This is a genomic window from Verrucosispora sp. FIM060022 (genome assembly GCF_003977705.1).
Lineage (GTDB): Bacteria > Actinomycetota > Actinomycetes > Mycobacteriales > Micromonosporaceae > Micromonospora > Micromonospora gifhornensis.
Genome location: NZ_RQIV01000004.1, coordinates 110,251 through 126,597, shown reverse-complemented (window position 1 = coordinate 126,597; position 16,347 = coordinate 110,251). Strand labels below are relative to the sequence as shown.

The window sequence follows — 16,347 nt, the reverse complement described above, 5'->3', positions numbered from 1 at the left end:
CCCTCGGCCGCCTGACACCTGGGCTGCTCCCGGCCCGGTAAGGTCGCTTGCGTCTTGTGGTGGACCGGCGGGATGACGTAAGAAGACTTGCACATACGATCACATACGATCACTGGAGCGTCGCCGATGCGGCTGGGCATGCCCCTCAACTATCGCGCCGGCATCGTCGACATCGCCGACGAGCTGGTCGACTTCGAACAGGCCGGACTGGACCTGGTGCTGGTGGCCGAGCTGTACACGTTCGACGCCGTCAGCCAGTTGGGCTTCATCGCCGGGCGGACCCGGCGGTTGGGCATCGCCTCCGGGGTGATGCAGCTGTACACGCGTACCCCGACTCTGATCGCCACCACTGCCGCCGGGCTCGACCACGTCTCGTCGGGGCGGTTCACGCTCGGCCTCGGCACCTCCGGCCCACAGGTCATCGAGGGGTTCCACGGCGTACCGTTCGACGCGCCCCTGGCCCGCACCCGCGAGGTGATCGAGGTCTGCCGGCGGGTCTGGCGCCGGGAGAAGCTGGTCCACCAGGGCACCCACTACCGCATTCCGCTGCCCGAGGGGCAGGGCACCGGCCTGGGTCGCCCACTCAAGCTGATCAACAAACCGGTCCGGGAACGGATCCCGATCACCCTCGCCGCCATCGGGCCCCGCAACGTCGAACTGGCCGCGGAGTTGGCGGAGGGCTGGCAGCCGGCCTTCTTCCATCCCGAACGGTCCGCCGCGGTGTGGGGCGAGAGCCTGGCCCGTGGCGCCCAGCGGCGGGACCCCTCGCTCGGGCCGCTTGACGTGAGCGTCAACGCCCTGCTGGCGATCGGCGACGACGTGACCGGGCTGCGCCGGCTGGCCCGGCAGGAGTTGGCGCTCTACCTCGGTGGCATGGGCGCGGTGGGTGCCAACTTCTACAACACCCTCGCCCAGCGGTACGGGTTCGGCGAGGCCGCCCGCACCGTACAGGAGTTGTACCTGGCCGGGCGTCGGGACGCGGCGGCCGAGGCGGTGCCCGAGGAACTGGTGGCGGGCACCTGCCTGATCGGGCCCGCGTCCTGGGTGGCCGAGCGGCTGGCCGCGTACCGGGAGGCGGGAGTGACCACCCTCAACGTGACCCCGCTGGCCCGCGCGCACCGGGACCGGCTGCGCCTCGTCGAGCGGCTGCGCGACCTGCTCGACTGAGCGGCCGCGGTGGGTCCGGCCGGTGTCCCGGCCGGACCGGGAGCGTCAGGCGACGCGGTCGGCGGCGACCGCGGGGAATATCTCGTCCACCACCGGTGCCACCGGCTCCACGTCGCGGCCCGAGCCGGCAGCTGCCTCGGCGGCGGTCCGCGCTCCGGTGGCCCGACGGGCGGACGCGCTGTTGCCCCGGCGGTTGACCGGCACACACTCACCGGCCGCGGCGAGGCCCGTCGCCTCCGGCATGTGGTTGTAGACGGCCTCGTACTCGCCGTTGCGGACCACGTAGGACTCGTGCCAGATGCCGACGACGTTGTTGTCCTTCATCCGCCGGAAGTAGTCCTGAAGTGCCTTGGAGTGCGCCAGCTCGCGGTTGTTGGCGAACCGTTCGAGGTGCTCGATGCTGCGGAAATAGGCGATCATGACCGCGCCCCGGTTGCCCCAGTAGGCGTGCGCGTGCAGAGCGCCGGTCGCCTCCTGATCGGCGAACATGGCCTTCAACACGCCACCCATCGACCAGAAGGTCGGCAGCCAGCGGTTGACCTTGAAAAAGTTGTTGATCCGCATGCCCGTCATGAAGACGGCGAAATCGCCTTCGATCTCGGCCGTCATCCGTGGGCCTACGACTGGTTTCCTACCCATGCCCGGACATCCTTTTCAGCGACGGGTCGAATACTTCGGAACACTAGCAACGGCACTCGCCACCCAACAAGACACTTCAACATACGCGTAAAGTGTCACTACGCCGTCCGCGTGCGGACGGTCAGGCGTCCGGTCCGAAGTACCGCTGCCGCAGGGTTTCGCCCTTGCGGTAGGCGGTGCGGAACATGCCACGGCGTTGCAGTTCGGGGATGAGCAGATCGCAGATGTCGCCGAGGCCGTCCGAAGGGCTGCACGGGATCAGGTTGAAGCCGTCCACGTCGGCGACCTCCAGCCACTGCTCCATCCGGTCGGCGATCTCCTCGGCCGTGCCGAACAGCGTCATCGGCGCGTCCCGACGGGCCCGACGCGGGCGGGAGACCAGGTACCGCACGTCGCCGATGGTCCACGACCGCTCCGGGCTCAGCCCGCGCAGGAAGCCCAGGAACGACTGGCTGCCCTGGTTCTTCACCTCGTCGACCGGAGTGTCGTCCGGGTACGCGGCCAGATCGATGTCCATCCAGCCGCACCACTTCGCCAGCTGCCCCTCCGGGCTCCACAGCTCGTGGTACTGCGCGGCCTTGCGTTTCGCATCGGCGCGGTCGGCGCCGACCATCACCATGGTGCCCTGCAGGGCGCGCACACTGCGCGGGTCACGCCCCGCGTCGGCCACCCGCCGGCGCAGCCGCCCGACCGTCTCCGCGCCGCTCTGCGGGTCGGCCATGGTCAGGAAGATCACCTCGGCGTGCCGGGCGGCGAAGGCCATGCCCCGCCCCGACGCGCCCGCCTGGTACAACACCGGCGTGCGCTGCGGCGACGGCTCGCACTGATGCGGGCCGCGTACGGTGAACCACTCACCCTGGTGGTCGATGGCGCGTACCCGGGACGGGTCGGTGAAGACGTCCCCGTCGACGTCGCGGACCACCGCGCCGTCGTCCCAACTGCGCTCCCAGAGTGCGCGGACCACCTCCATGTACTCGTCGGCCCGGTCGTAACGCAGGTCGTGGTCCAGATATTCACCGAGCCCGTTGTCGGTGGCCGAGCGCAGGTACGAGGTGACGATGTTCCAGCCGATCCGCCCCCGGGTGAGGTGGTCGAGCGTGGAGAACAGCCGGGCGCACTCGTACGGCTGGTGGTAGGTGGTGGAGTAGGTGACCGCGAAGCCGAGGTCGGTGGTGGCCATCGCCGCCGCGGCGACGACCGGCACCGGGTCGATCGAGGGGATCTGCACCGCGTGCCGGACCGCGGTCGCCCACGACCCCTGGTACACGTCGTAGGTGCCGTGGATGTCGGCGAAGAACAGCGCGTCGACGCAGGCCGCCTCAAGCCGTCGGGCGATCGCGGCCCAGTAGTCCAACGACCGGTAGCCGGTGCCGGTGGCGTCGCCGGGAGCTCGCCACATGCCGACGAACTGCGGCGACGGCGAGCATTCGGTGAACACGTTCAGATGCATGTTTCCCCCTCCACACCCGGTCGCGTCGCCACCCGGCGACGGGTGGCGACGCGACCGGTGCCGTTGGTCAGGACCGGGCGGCGTTCTGCGGGCTCAGCCGTTCGATGGCCGCGATCAGGTCGGCCGGCTCCGTCCGCTCCCAGTGCCGGGCGTACGCCGAGGCGAAGCGCAGCACGCCGTCGGTGTCGGCGAGGAACACCCCGGGCATGGTCATGCGGTTGCTGTCGTCGCCGTTGATCTGCGAGAAGTCCATGCCGAAGCTGCCCCACACGTCGAGCAGGTCCTGGTTCATCGTGTAGGTCAGGTTGAATCGCGCGGCGTAGGTGTTACCCCGGTCGCTGAGGATCCGGTACGAGATCTTGTTGCGCCGGATGGCGGCCCGCAGGTTGGGCATGGTGACCGGCGAGACCGCCACCAGTTCCGCGCCGAGCTCCCGGATCTGCGGGTAGACCTCCTCCAACGCCTCCAGCTCGAAGTTGCAGTAGTCGCACCAGATGCCCCGGTAGAAGACGACCGCGAGCGGCCCCCGGGACAGCAGGTCGGCGGAGGAGACGACGTCGCCGTTCTCGTCGGGCAGCTCGAAGGACGGGAACGGATCTCCCACCTTCAGCACCCGGTCCTCGGCACCCGAGGCGGCCAGAGCCTCCGCCTCCCGGTAGATCACCTCAAGGTGGGCCGACGTGATGGGTGGTACCTCACCCGCCTCCTGGCGGGCCTTGTACTCGCGCAGCCGTTCGTTGAGGGACATCGCTTTCTCCTTTCCGGCGGCCTGGCCCTGGGTCTCAGGTCCAGCCCACAGGCATCGACTTGATGCCATTGACAAAGTTGGACTCCAGTCGGACGACCGGGCCCGTGGCGGCAAGTCGGGGAAGGTGCGGGGCGATGGCGTCGAGCAACGCGGCCATCTCCATCCGCGCGAGGTGGGCGCCCAGGCAGAAGTGCGGGCCCACCCCGAAGCTGAGATGCGGGTTGGGGGCCCGCTCCAGGTCCACCCGGTGGGGGTCGGCGAAGACCGCGGCGTCCCGGTTGGCGGAGACGTAGAACATGACGACCTTGTCGCCCTCGGCGATCCTCGTGCCGGCGAGGGTCGTGTCCTGGGTGGCGGTCCGGCGGAACTGCATGATCGGGGTGACCACCCGGAGGAACTCGTCGACGGCGGTGGCGGTGGGCAGCGGGCTGCCCAGCCAGCGGCCGCGCAGCTGCTCGTCGTGCAGCAGCAGGTGCAGGGAGTTGGAGATCAGATGGCGGGTGGTCTCGTTGCCGGCGACCACCAGCAGCAGCCAGAACTGGCAGAACTCCCGGTCGGTCAGCCGCCGCCCGTCGACCTCCGCGGTGGCGAGCAGGCTGATCAGGTCGTCGCGCGGAGCGGCCCGGCGCCGTACGGCCACGGCCAGGGCGTACTGGAACGCCTCCGCGAACGTCTGCCGGTAGACCTCGACGTCACCGCCGCCGTACTCCGGGTCGTCGAAGCCGACCAGGTTGTTGCTCCAGCGGTACAGCAGGTGCCGGTCGCCGTGCGGCAGGCCCAGCAGATCGGCGAGCACCAGCAGGGGCAGTTCCGCCGCCAGGTCGGTGACCGCGTCGAAGTTGTCCCGCTGACGTACCGCCTCGACGAGGTCCTGGGCGTGCCGGGTGACGGTGTCGGCGAGCGCGCGTACGGCGCGCGGGGTGAACACCGAGCTGACGATGCGCCGGATCCGTACGTGCTGCGGGGCGTCCATGTTCACCAGCAGCTGGCGCATGAAGTCCAGGTCGGCAGGGGTACGCGGGTCGTGCAGGAACGCCCCGCGCAGCGCGGAGGAGAACACCTGGGGTTGCCGGGACACCTCCATGACCGCGTCGTGGGTCGTCACCGCCCAGAATCCGGGGCCCTGCTGCTGCATCCGGCCGGCCGAGCTGTGCCGCCACAGCGCCGGCTCCGGCACCCATCCGACCGGCTCCTCGCGGCGACGCCGCTCGAACTCGGCGTGCGGCACGCCGAGGGCGTAGGTCGCCGGGTGGGCGATGTCCGCGGTGGGGGTCGTACGCGTCACGGGCATCTGGCTCATCGCTCCCATCGGTCGTCTCCGCAGAGCGTGCGCAACTGGTCGAGGCGGAGCTTGCCGGTCGGCTCGCGGGGGATGGCGTCGACCGACCGCCAGCAGCGCGGCACCTTGAAACCGGCCAGGTGTTGTCGACAGTGGGCGTCAAGCGCCGACCAGGGCAGCTGCCGGCCGCCCGGTTCCCACTCCACGACCGCGGCCACCCGCTCGCCGTACTCCTCGTCGGGCACGCCGAGCACGACGGCGTCGCGTACGTCCGGGTGTTGCAGCAGCACCTGCTCGATCTCGGCCGGGTAGACGTTCACGCCCCCCGAAACGATCATGTTCTGGGCGCGGCCGGTGAGGTACAGGTAGCCGTCGTCGTCGAGGTGACCCATCTCGCCGTAGGTGAAGACGCCGGGCGCGAGATGCGCGGCGCGGGTCTTCTCCGCGGCGTTGTGGTAGCGGAAACCCCGGCCGGGTCGGCGGATGAAGATCCGGCCCGGCTGGTACGGGCCGAGCTCACGGCCGTCGTCGTCGACGACGAGGATCCGGTTCGGCGGCACCGCCCGGCCCACGCTGCCCGGGTGGGTGAGCCAGTCGGCCGAGTCGATGAGGGTGACCACTCCCCCCTCGGTGGCCGCGTAGTACTCGACAAGCACCGGGCCCCACCACTCGATCATGCGGCGTTTGACGTCCGGCGGGCACGGACCACCGCCGTGCCAGATCCGGCGCAGGCTGGCCCCGGAGAACCCGGCTCGGACGGCCGGGTCGAGGCGGAGCAGGCGGACGAACTGGGTCGGCACGAGATGGCACTCGGTGATCCGTTCGGCGTCCATCGTGGACAGCATCCCGGCGGGGTCGAAACGCTCCCGGACGACCAGGGTCGCGCCGTTGAGCAGGGGCAGCAGCGCGAAGAACAGTTGCGCGGAGTGGTACCACGGCCCGACCAGCAGCACCCGCCCGTCGGTGGGTACGCCGAGCGTCCCGGTGGCGTACTCCAGCAGGCGGGTGGCCCGGGCCCACGGTGCCCCGGTGACGAACAGACCGTTGAGCACGCCCTTGGGTCGACCGGTCGTGCCCGACGTGTAGATCATCAGCTGCCCGCACTCCTGCTCGGCGGGGGCGGCGGACGGGTCGGTCGCGGCGAGCAGCGGCTCGACCGCCGCCAGGCCGTACGCGACCTCGTCGCCGGTGACAAGCGCGGTGACCGTGCCCGCGTCGGCCGCCGCCTTGGCACCCACCTCGGCGCGCGGCGGGTCGACGACGAGCAGTCGGGTGTCGGCGTCGGTCAACAGGTAGGCGACCTCCGGCGCGGTGAGGTGCCAGTTCACCGGCACCACGGTGATCCCGGCGTGCAGGCAGGCCAACAGCGCTTCCAGCGCCTCCCGGCGGTTGCCGAGCATCAGCGCCACCGCGTCACCGGAGCTGACGCCGGTGCTGGCGAGCAGCGCCCGCCACCGGTTCACTCGCTCCCCCAGGTGCGCCCAGGTGAGCACCCCGCCCTCGTCGGCCAGCGCCGGTGCGTCCGGGGTGGCGGTGATCCGGGCGGCGAGCAGCGCGGGCGGGTCGTGAGGAGACGGCATCGTCAGTCCAGCAGATCCGGGTGGCGGCGCAGGACACCCTCGTAGAGCGGCTTGAAGTTGTACCGGCCGATGCCGGGTGAGCCGATCACCTCACGAGTGCGCTCGGCGTCCTCGTGGTCGATGAGGATCGGCTTGCCGGCCGCCTCGGCGGCGAGCTGCACCTGGCAGGACCGTTCCATGGCGACGAACCACCAGGCCGCCTCCGCCACCGACCCGCCGACGGTCAACAGGCCGTGGTTCTGCAGGATGGCGGCCTTGCCGGCGCCCAGCGCGGTGGCGATCCGCTTGCCCTCCTCGGAGTCGAGCACCACGCCTGTGTAGTCGTCGAAGAGGGCGTGGTCGCCGTAGAAGGCGCAGGCGTCCTGGGTGATCGGGTCGAGCAGCCGACCCAGGGTGGAGAACGCCCGCCCGTACACCGAGTGGGTGTGCACCGCGCAGATGACGTCGGGGCGGGCGGCGTGCACCGCCGAGTGGATGACGAAGCCGGCCGGGTTGATCCGGCCCTTGCCGCCCAGCACCTTGCCGTCGGCGTCGACAAGCAGCAGGTCGCTGACCCGGACGTGACCGAAGTACATGCCGAACGGGTTGATCCAGAAGCAGTCGGGCCGCTCGGGGTCGCGGGCGGTGATGTGTCCGCCCGCCCCCTCGTCGTAGCCGAGTTCCGCGAACAGCCGCAGCGTGGCGGCCAACTGCTCCATCCGCTGTCGCCGCAGAGCCGCTGTGTCAGGAGGGAACATCATCCGCATCCACCCGTCGTGTCGGTGTCGTATCCGCCGGCGGCCACGATTGCCTCCGCCCGGTCGGGGAGCCCCACGGTGGCCGGCGCCGGCACCGCGACGGTGGCGGCGGCGTCCGGCCGCCACAGCTCCAGGAAGCCGTCCAGCCGGTCCAGCCCCCAGAACCGGTGCCGGCCCCATTTCAGGTACGGAATTCCGAAGACGTCGTCGAGGTAGGCACGTTCGAGACAGTCCACCCCCTCGGCCCGTAGCTGCGGATCGTCGACCGCGCCGAGGATCACGGCCGGGTCCAGGCCGGCCCGCTCGGCGCAGCCGGCCACCACCTCGGGGTCGCAGATGTTCTCGCCCCGTTCCCAGCGGGCGGCGACCACCTCGTCGTAGAACAGCTCCGCACGACCGGCGCGGCGGGCCGCCAGCCAGCCCAGGTGCGGCACCTCCCAGTGCGGGTCGACGTCGATCGGCCACGCCATCGGCACACCCTCGTGCTGCACCAGTCGTTTGGTGTCCATCAGCAGGTAGAGGTGCTTGGCCCGACTCATCTGCACGTAGTGGAACTCCGCGCCGCGCGCGGCGAGCGCCTCGCCGGTCCGCGGGTCCGGATCCCAGTAGGGGAACCAGTCCAGCTCCGCGAACGCCGTCGGCACCGCGGCGCGCAACCGCCGGATCGTCAACCAGCTGTACGGGCTGCGGAAGGAGAAGAACAGCCGGGGGCGGGCGGGCGCGCGGGTCACGACCGGCTCCCGGTGAGGATCGCGCAGACCTCCGGGTCGAGCCGGGCGAGCTGACCGGCGTCCGGTCCCCGGCTGATCGCGTAGCCGTGCAGGATGGTCGCCGACGCCACCTGGATCAGCCGGTCGTCCCGCTGGACCCAGCAGTCCATCCGGCCGCTGAACATCATCTCCCGCAGCACGTCGTCGACCTGGAAGACGGTGTGCACCGTCTCCTCCATGTGGGCCGGTTCGGCCAGGCGTACCCGGGCCCGGGAGACCACCGGGATCCACGCGCGTTCGCGCAGCATGCGCCCCACCGAGATGCCCCGGTCGGCGAGGAACCGGTCGACGACCTCCTCCAGGGCGCGCACGTAGCCGGAATGCTGCACCCGGTCGGAGAAGTGGCAGTAGAAGTACGGTGCCCGCCAGGACCACAGGAAGGCTCCCGAGCCGGCCGGTGCCAACGTGGACGCGAGGTCGGCACCGGCCGGCAGCGTGCGCTCCGAGCGCAGTCCGGTCGCCTCCCCGAGTTCGGCGGCCTCCCAGGCGGCGAGGGTGTCCGGGGCGGTCCGGTGCGTCGGCGCGTCGGTCTCGGGGATCAGCGCGACCGTGACGTGTCCGCGCAGCACCACGACGTCCTGGCCGTCACGGTGGACCGACATCTGCACCCGCAGCCGCTTCCCGGTGCCGGCGACCACCTCTGCGCGTACCTCGTCGTCGACCTCCAGCACGGCGGGCAGCTGCACCGAGCAGTCGACGATCTCGGTGCCGAGGCCGTACTTGTGGAACAGCTCACGGGCACCGTGGCCCTGGTCGCGCAGCCACTGCAGGACCGCCTCCTCCACCAGGTACATGAAGTGTTTGAAGCCGATCCAGGTGCGGATGTTGGCGCCTTCGTAGCGCGGTCGGCCGACCAGGACGCTCGGGACGGGCGTGGGCGGGACGAGGGTGGTCACGTGGCTACTCCTTCGGGATGACCGCTGACGACGGATGCCACGTCGACGAAGGCCCGCAGGCGGGACGCGACATCCTCCGGCTGGCGGGCGTAGCAGAAGTGGTCGTAGCTGTCGCCGACCGACAGCACCGCGTGCGGCATGCCGTCGGCGAGGATCCGCGCGGCGGCCGGGGACAGGGTCGGATCGGAGCCGCCGGCGAGCACCAGCACCCGGGCCGTCACCTGGTCCAGCCGCAGGGACGCGCTGGCGCAGAACTGGTCGAACACGGCCAGGAATCCGGAGGGGCCGACCCGGTCGACCGCCTTGGCGATCATCCGCTCCACCACCTCGGCGTCCATGTTCCGCAACCGCGGACCGAGGCGGCTGCGCAGCGAGTCGTGGATGTGCTGCTCGAAGGAGCGCCGTGCCCGTTCGAAGACCCGCCAGGTCACGGCGACGTCCGGGGGCCGGTACAGCGGACAGATCAGGATGACGGTCTCCGGCACCCGCCGGTCACCGGCGCAGAGCAGTTCGAGCAGGGCGTTCGCGCCGAAGGAGTGGGCCACGACGAGGTCGGGACGCCGACCCAGCAGGTCGAGACCGTCGGCGAGCCAGGCGGGCGAGGGGCGACGACGCCACAGGTAGTCGTTACCGGGCCGCCACGGCAGGTCGAGGGCGACCGGGGTCCACTCGGGCAGCACGTTGCACAGCGGCAGCCAACTCTCCCAGGAGTCCTCCAGCCCGTGCACGAAGGCCACGAGCGGGCCGCCCGGCGTGGGTGGGCGCAGCTGACGTACGGCCGGTGTGGTCACGGCCGGTGTGGTCACGGCCGCCTCCCGGGGGTCAGCAGGGCGGTACGCCACCCGTCGTCGTCACCGCCGCAGAGCACCGCGACGCCGTCCGCGCCCTCGGCGACGAGCTGCGCGGCGAGCGCGGTCTGCAGCACTCCCTGGGCGCCGTAGCAGTCACCCCAGGCCGCAGCGGGGTCCAGGTGGCCGGGACCGACCACGATCCGGGTCGGCGGGGGTACGCGTCGGCTCAGCGTCGGCCCGACCGTCACGGTGGCCAGCGGGGCGGCGGCCCGGGTGACGGGTTCCAGCACCACGCAGGCGGCACCGGCACGCAGCGGCGGCGCGGTGGGGTCGGCGGCGGGGCCACGGCGTACCGCGACGGCGGTCTCGTCGTCGGGTTCCGCGCCGACGACCAGCACCCGGTCGGCCCGGCCGGCCCGCAGCAGGAGGGCACCCAGAGCCAGCGCGTCCAGCCCGGCGGTCTCGCCGGAGCAGACCATCAGGTTCGGGCCGCCGAAGCGGAACCACAACGCGATGCTGCTGGCGATGACGTTGCTGGAGGCGTTCGGTGCCGCCATCGGGCTGACCCCCCGGCTGCCCTCCTTGGCGACGGCGCGGGTCACGTCCACCACCGTGGCGACGTTGCCGAGGTTGCTCGCGGCCACCACCGCGGTACGGGGATCGAGCGCGTTGGCGGGGCGTACGCCGTCGGGCAGGCCCAGGGCGCGGTGCACGGCACACAGGGCGAGTCGGGTGGCGGGTTCCTTGTACAGCAGCCCTTTGCGGCCGAGCAGGGTGTGCGCGCGGTCGGCAGGGCAGCCGGGCTCCACCGGCGGCAGGTCGGCGACGGCCGTGTCGAAGCGGTCGTCGGCGGGCAGGTGGACGCTGTACGAGGTGACGGCCACGGCGGTGACCGGTGGGGCCGGCATGCTGGTCACGGCGCTTCCACCAGTGTCACCGCGTTCACGCCGCCGAAACCGAAGGCGTTGACCTGGGCCAGGGTGACGTCCCGGTGTGCGCGGGCGTCCCGGACGAAGGCGAGCCCGTCCCCCTCCGGCAGGGGGTTCGCCAGCCCGACCACCGGCGGGACCGTGCCGCTGGCCAGGCAGCGCAGCGCCACGTCGAGGTTGGCCAGCGCGGCGACACCCGACAGGTGGCCGATGGCCCCCTTGACGGCGGTGACCAGCGGCGCTGCGGGTCGAGGCAGGCAGCGCTGCAACGCGACGCATTCTGTGGGGTCGTTCAGGGCCGTGCCGGTGCCGTGGGCCACCACCAGGTTCACCTCGTCCGGGTCGCGTCCGGCCCGCGACCAGGCGTCGTGCATCGCCCGGCCGATGCCGTCCACATCGGGGGCGGTCTCGTGCACGGCGTCGCAGGACAGTCCGGTGGCGAGCAGTCGGCCCACTGCCGGTCCGGTCCAGTCCTCGCCGACCAGGACGAGCGCGGCGGCGCCCTCGCCGAGCAGCACCCCGATGCGGTCGCGGTCGAAGGGGCGGACCTGGGTGGTCGGTTCCGGGGTGACCTTGCCGATCATCGCGAGCATCGAGGCGGTCATCGTGTCGGCCGCGCCGACGACGACCGCGTCGGCTTCACCGGTCTCGATCAGATCCTGGGCGAGCGCGAGGGCGTGCCCGCCCGCGCTGCACGCGTTGGCGATGGTCACCACCTCGGCCAGGCCCGGTGCAGCGTCCCGGACGGCCGGACCGAAGTGCAGGCGGGACGGGTTGGTGGCGGTACCGCTGAACGCCAACTCCTCCACCGCGGCGAGTTCCCGCAACCCGGTGCCGACGAGCGCCACCACCCGGCTCCGCGCCGGGTCGACGGCGGCCCGGGTCAGCGCCTCGTCGACACACTCGCGTAGCCAGGTGCCGGCCCGCAGCGCGACGTCCGGGGCGGGTTCGTCGATCTGGTAGCCGGCCGTCACGTTGAGCTGCCCGGTCAATGGGTGCCGCAGCGGGCCCACCCCGCTGCGTCCGTCCAGCAACGCGGCGAAGGTGCCCGCGCCGTCGCCGAGACACGTACGCAGGCTGCTCGCCGCGATCAGCGTGGCCATCGGCTACCGCCGGACCAGGGCGGCACCAACGCCGCCGTCGGTGCCGTGGGCGGTGAGCAGGATCAGGCCGGACCGGTCGCCGTCGGCGGGCAGGCGCAGCGCGGCCGCCAGGGCGAGAGCCGGGGTGGCGGCCCCACAGTCCCCCGCCACCCGGCTGAGGACGAACTCGGCCGGTACGTGCCCGTCGAGCGCCCGCAGGGCGGCGGCGCGCTGCGGGCGGGTGCCCGCGGTGCGGGTTTCGCTGGTGGCCAGCAGCGTGACGTCGGTCGGCGCGGCACCGGCCACGTGCAGGGCCCGCGCGACACAGTCGGTGAGGGCCTGCTCCGCCGTACCGTCGGGGCCGTAACCGGTGGTCACGGCGCAGATCGTGGTGCGCCCGACCGAGTCGGCCCCGCCGCCGATCACGAACACCGCGGCACCCTCGCCGGCCGGGACCTCGCCACCGGTCGGGCCGGACGCGGACGCCCAGGCCCGGTGTGCCGAGAACTCCTCCACCGCGCCGACCAGCATGGTGTCGACGTAGCCGCGACGGATGGCGTTGCCGGCGTACCGCAGCGCGTTGAAGAAGGCCAGCGGCCCGCCGGTGACCGTGGCGTTGATGCCCTTGAGCCCGTGTCGGATGGCCGCCTGCCCGGCCGCGCAGTTCATCACGGTGTTGGGAAACAGCATCGGGTTGACCAGATACGGCTTCTCCTGCACCAGGGTTTCGCGGGTGTAGTCACTTGTGGACTTGAGGCTGCCCACGGTGGTGCCCAGCACCACGCCGACCCGCGCCCGGTTGGTGTCGTCCACTGTCAGCCCGCTGTCGGTGAGGGCGTCGCCGCAGGCCACCACGGCCAGGGCGGTGGCCCGGTCGTAGAAGCTGGTGCCACGCCGGCCGAGTCGGGCCCGTACGTCGAAGTCGAGCAGAGCGTGGCCCTCGGGGCGGGGCAACTCCTCGGTGACGATCCCGCCGACGGGTACCCCCGGGTGGATGTCCCCGGCGAGGGCGGTGGCCCGTTCCGCGAGCGCCTCCGGCCGGTCACCGGCGGCGCTCAGCGCCGCGAGGCCGTTGATTGTCAGTGCGGTCATCGGGCAGCTCCAAGCAGCACGATCGCGTTGTTCCCGCCGAAGGCGAACCCGTTGTTCTGCACCAGCCGGACGGTGGCCGGCCGGGCCTCGTTCGGCACCGGGTCGATGCCGGTCAACTGCGGGTCCGGGTGCGACCAGTTGATGGTGGGTGGCAGGAAGCCCTGTTCGATGGCGAGCGCGGAGGCGATCGCACCGAACCCGCTGGCCGCCCCCATGGTGTGCCCGATCATCGACTTGATCGAGCTGATCGGCGGCGGGTTCGCGCCGAACACCTCAAGCACGGCCTGCGCCTCGACCAGGTCGTTGGCCGGGGTGCCGGTGCCGTGGGCGCAGATGTAGTCGACCTGCTCCGGGGTGACTCCGGCGTTGCGGTGGGCGATGCGGATGCACTCGGCGATGCTGTCCCGGTCCGGGGCCACCGGATGGTTGGCGTCGCAGTTCAGGCCGTAGCCGAGCACCTCCGCGTAGACGTGCGCGCCACGCGCCTCGGCGTGCTCCCACGTCTCCAGCGCCAGCACCGCGCCGCCCTCGCCGGTGATGATGCCGGAGCGGTCCCGGTCGAACGGCGCGCAGGCGTGCTCGGTGAGCGCGCCCAGCCGGTAGAACCCGGCGTGCGCCCACCGGCAGACGGAGTCGGCCCCGCCGGCGAACACCACGTCCGACTCGCCGGAGACGAGCAGGTCGTAGGCGTACCCGATGGCGTAGTTGCTGGCGGAGCAGGCGGTGGCGAGGGTCAGCGAGTCGCCGCGCAGGCCCAACTCCTCGCTTACCGCGTGCGCCAACCGCCCGGCGGGCAGTTGCTCGACGAGCTGCGGTGGTACCGCGTCGAAGCCCGCCTCGACCAGGCGTGCCGTGAGCGCCTCCAGGACGACGGACTCGCCGCTGGTGGTGCCGATCACGGCGTGCGCCCGGGTCCGGTCCACCGCGTCGAGGTCCAGTTTGGCGTCCTCCGCGGCGAGCCGTGCGGCGGCGGCCGCGAACTGGCTGGACCGGCCCCACCGATCGGTGGGCAGCCGGTGCAGCCAGGCGGCGGGGTCGAAGTCGCGGACCTCACCGCCGTTGCGGTACGGGAACCCGGACGGGTCGAAGCTGGTGATCTGGGAGATGCCGGAGCGGCCCGCCCGCAGGGCCGCACCGAACGCCGTCACCCCCGTTCCGATGCTCGACACCGGGCCGAGGCCGGTCACGACCACACGCCGCACGGTGTCAGTCCTGCCAGCCGGCGTGCCGGGCGACGGCCTCGTAGGTGGCCTTGAGGTTGCGCAGCTCGGGCAGCTCCGACTGCGGGATCTCCACCTTGAACTCCTTGTCGATGCGGGCCAGGATCTCGATGGCCCGCAGCGAGTCCGCCTGGTACTCCTCGGCGAAGTCCCCGGTGTCGGTCAGCTCGTCGGTCTCGATCTCCAACACCTCGGCGATGATCTCCCGGAGCTGCTCGTACCGCTCGTTTTCACCGGACATGTCGGCCTCCTTGGGCACTGGTGTTAGCGGGGATGGTGCGGTCGACGCCCGCGCCGGTCGGGCCGGCCGCCGGTTCGGCGACTGCGGAGCGAGGGCGGCGGGCGGCCATCAGCGAGCCGACGGTGGCGATGCGCCGCTGGCCGACCCAGCTCTCGCCGGTGGCGAAGGCGGTGTCGGCGACGACCCGTTCCAGGCGTACGACGTGCCGGACGACGTCGCCCGGGTACGCCCGGCCCTCGACTGTGTACTCCCGAGCGCCCACGAACAGCAGCAGGGCGTCATCGGTGAGTCGATCCGACCCGGTGGTGCCGGCCAGCCACAGCAGCGCGGCGCTCTGCCCGAAGGACTCGATGAGCAGCGAGGCCGGATAGGCGTAGTCCTCGGCGGTGGCGTCGTCGCCGAGATGGGCGTAGCACGGCTCGGTGGCGGTGATCGCCTTCACCGTCTCGATGACGTCACCGGGTTGCATGCTGGTCACCCGGTCGACGAGCAGCAGCGGATGACGCTGGGGCAGGACGGCCCGGATCTCGGCGGCGTTCACGCGCCGGCTCCGGCGTCGAAGACGGCGCGGAGCTGGGCGGTGACCGTGCCGTCGAGGCGCCGGGCGGTGCCGCGTACCGCCCAGCCGGCCGGGGGCGTCGGTCGCACGTCGAGGTCGAGCGTCATCTCGTCGCCGCCGAGCAGCGCCGCGAGGAACCGGACCGAGGTGACCGTACGCAGCCGGGGCGCGCCGGGGACGGCCTGCGCCATCGCCTGGCACAGGGTCTCGACCACGAACACCCCCGGATAGATCGGCTGACCGGGGAAGTGACCGGCCAGGTTCGGGGACTCGGAGTCGACCACGACCCGGGCGCTGACCGTCCAGCCGTCGTCGACCGCCGCCACCCGGATCAGGTCGACGGCGGGCAGCGGGGCGGCGAAGCCGACCGGGGCAGCGGGCCGCCAGATCGGCGTTGCCGTCGCCGCGGTCACAGGGTCATCCCCCCGTCCACCTGGAACACCTGGCCGGTGACGTAGTCGGCCTGGTCGGAGAGGAGGAAGTCGACAATCCCCGCGACGTCCTCGGGGCGACCGAAGCGGCGCAGGCCGATCATGCCCAGGGCCCGCTCCCGGGCCTTGGCGTCCAGCGCGTCGGTCATGTCGGTCTCGATGAACCCGGGGGCGACCACGTTGACCCGTACGCCGTAGGGGGCCAGCTCCTTGGCCAGCGAACGGCTCAGCCCGATGATGCCCGCCTTGCTGGCCGCGTACGCGGTCTGGCCGACGTTGCCGCGGATGCCGGCGATCGAGGAGAGGTTGACGATGACACCGGCGCGCCGCTTCATGAACCGGAAGGACATGGCCCGGCAGAAGTTCCAGGTGCCACCGAGGTTGATGTCGAGGACCGCCTCCCAGTCGGGGCGGCGGGCCAGCACCAGCGGGCTGTCCCGGGTGATGCCGGCGTTGTTGACCAGCCGGCCGATCGGGCCCAGTCGCCCTTCCGCCTCGGCGATGAACGCGTCCACCGCCGCGTCGTCGGCGACGTCGCAGGGGGCGAAGTAGCTCGGCACCCCGGTCGCGGCGACCGCAGCCTCGGTCTTCTCGGCGGCTTCGCTCGGCCTGCTGTAGCAGCAGGCGACACCGTAGCCCTGCTCGGCGAGCCGGACGGCCACCGCGCGGCCGATGCCTCGTGAGGCGCCGGTCACCAGTGCCAGCGGTCGCTCGCTCACAGACGCCTCCTCTGCCC

Annotated in this window: 18 protein-coding genes; 1 reads left to right on the top strand and 17 read right to left on the bottom strand. The window is 72.0% G+C overall.

Annotated elements, in window-relative coordinates:
- Window positions 1-126: 126 nt before the first annotated feature.
- Window positions 127-1,167 carry an LLM class F420-dependent oxidoreductase gene (locus tag EG812_RS13885; RefSeq protein ID WP_013731242.1) on the top strand — a complete coding sequence of 347 codons (1,041 nt, stop codon included), beginning with the start codon at window positions 127-129 and terminating at the stop codon, window positions 1,165-1,167.
- Between the two features lie 45 nt (window positions 1,168-1,212).
- On the opposite strand, the gene EG812_RS13880 is transcribed toward EG812_RS13885, so the two are convergent.
- From EG812_RS13880 to fabG, 17 genes are all read right to left on the bottom strand, one after another.
- A complete protein-coding gene (locus EG812_RS13880) occupies window positions 1,213-1,806 on the bottom strand; it encodes a monooxygenase family protein (protein WP_126711781.1) in 594 nt (197 codons plus the stop codon).
- Window positions 1,807-1,927: 121 nt separating this feature from the next.
- On the bottom strand, window positions 1,928-3,256 hold the full coding sequence (locus EG812_RS13875) for an LLM class flavin-dependent oxidoreductase (RefSeq protein WP_013731240.1): 1,329 nt from the start codon (window positions 3,254-3,256) through the stop codon (window positions 1,928-1,930).
- A gap of 67 nt (window positions 3,257-3,323) precedes the next feature.
- On the bottom strand, window positions 3,324-4,004 hold the full coding sequence (locus tag EG812_RS13870) for a peroxiredoxin-like family protein (RefSeq protein WP_126711780.1): 681 nt from the start codon (window positions 4,002-4,004) through the stop codon (window positions 3,324-3,326).
- 34 nt (window positions 4,005-4,038) lie between these two features.
- The gene (locus EG812_RS13865) at window positions 4,039-5,304 is read right to left on the bottom strand and encodes a cytochrome P450 (protein ID WP_013731238.1); all 1,266 of its coding nucleotides are present in this window, start codon (window positions 5,302-5,304) and stop codon (window positions 4,039-4,041) included.
- Window positions 5,301-6,863 carry an AMP-binding protein gene (locus EG812_RS13860; protein ID WP_199743871.1) on the bottom strand — a complete coding sequence of 521 codons (1,563 nt, stop codon included), beginning with the start codon at window positions 6,861-6,863 and terminating at the stop codon, window positions 5,301-5,303. Before EG812_RS13860 ends, EG812_RS13865 begins: the two co-directional genes overlap by 4 nt.
- A 2-nt stretch (window positions 6,864-6,865) precedes the next feature.
- Window positions 6,866-7,603, bottom strand: coding sequence for a class II aldolase/adducin family protein (locus tag EG812_RS13855; RefSeq protein WP_043719525.1), 738 nt, complete (start codon window positions 7,601-7,603; stop codon window positions 6,866-6,868).
- Entirely contained in the window at window positions 7,600-8,331 is a 732-nt protein-coding gene (locus EG812_RS13850; protein ID WP_126711779.1) for a 2-hydroxychromene-2-carboxylate isomerase, read from the bottom strand. Before EG812_RS13850 ends, EG812_RS13855 begins: the two co-directional genes overlap by 4 nt.
- The gene (locus EG812_RS13845; protein ID WP_126711778.1) at window positions 8,328-9,266 is read right to left on the bottom strand and encodes a thioesterase family protein; all 939 of its coding nucleotides are present in this window, start codon (window positions 9,264-9,266) and stop codon (window positions 8,328-8,330) included. The genes EG812_RS13850 and EG812_RS13845 overlap by 4 nt, the downstream gene beginning before the upstream one ends.
- Window positions 9,263-10,072: an alpha/beta fold hydrolase gene (locus tag EG812_RS13840; RefSeq protein ID WP_013731233.1), complete on the bottom strand. Its 810-nt coding sequence runs from the start codon at window positions 10,070-10,072 to the stop codon at window positions 9,263-9,265. Before EG812_RS13840 ends, EG812_RS13845 begins: the two co-directional genes overlap by 4 nt.
- Window positions 10,069-10,965: a beta-ketoacyl synthase N-terminal-like domain-containing protein gene (locus EG812_RS13835; protein WP_233579486.1), complete on the bottom strand. Its 897-nt coding sequence runs from the start codon at window positions 10,963-10,965 to the stop codon at window positions 10,069-10,071. Before EG812_RS13835 ends, EG812_RS13840 begins: the two co-directional genes overlap by 4 nt.
- A 5-nt stretch (window positions 10,966-10,970) precedes the next feature.
- Window positions 10,971-12,089, bottom strand: a complete 1,119-nt coding sequence (locus EG812_RS13830; protein WP_126711776.1) for a beta-ketoacyl synthase N-terminal-like domain-containing protein — start codon at window positions 12,087-12,089, stop codon at window positions 10,971-10,973.
- Between the two features lie 3 nt (window positions 12,090-12,092).
- Entirely contained in the window at window positions 12,093-13,160 is a 1,068-nt protein-coding gene (locus tag EG812_RS13825) for a beta-ketoacyl synthase N-terminal-like domain-containing protein (protein ID WP_126711775.1), read from the bottom strand.
- Window positions 13,157-14,362: a beta-ketoacyl-[acyl-carrier-protein] synthase family protein gene (locus EG812_RS13820; protein ID WP_013731229.1), complete on the bottom strand. Its 1,206-nt coding sequence runs from the start codon at window positions 14,360-14,362 to the stop codon at window positions 13,157-13,159. Before EG812_RS13820 ends, EG812_RS13825 begins: the two co-directional genes overlap by 4 nt.
- Before the next feature lie 4 nt (window positions 14,363-14,366).
- Window positions 14,367-14,621 carry an acyl carrier protein gene (locus tag EG812_RS13815; protein WP_013731228.1) on the bottom strand — a complete coding sequence of 85 codons (255 nt, stop codon included), beginning with the start codon at window positions 14,619-14,621 and terminating at the stop codon, window positions 14,367-14,369.
- Window positions 14,611-15,162, bottom strand: coding sequence for a 3-hydroxyacyl-ACP dehydratase FabZ family protein (locus EG812_RS13810; RefSeq protein ID WP_013731227.1), 552 nt, complete (start codon window positions 15,160-15,162; stop codon window positions 14,611-14,613). Before EG812_RS13810 ends, EG812_RS13815 begins: the two co-directional genes overlap by 11 nt.
- Window positions 15,159-15,593, bottom strand: a complete 435-nt coding sequence (locus tag EG812_RS13805) for a 3-hydroxyacyl-ACP dehydratase FabZ family protein (protein ID WP_199743870.1) — start codon at window positions 15,591-15,593, stop codon at window positions 15,159-15,161. The genes EG812_RS13810 and EG812_RS13805 overlap by 4 nt, the downstream gene beginning before the upstream one ends.
- A complete protein-coding gene (fabG, locus tag EG812_RS13800; protein WP_013731225.1) occupies window positions 15,590-16,330 on the bottom strand; it encodes a 3-oxoacyl-ACP reductase FabG in 741 nt (246 codons plus the stop codon). The genes EG812_RS13805 and fabG overlap by 4 nt, the downstream gene beginning before the upstream one ends.
- Window positions 16,331-16,347: the final 17 nt, after the last annotated feature.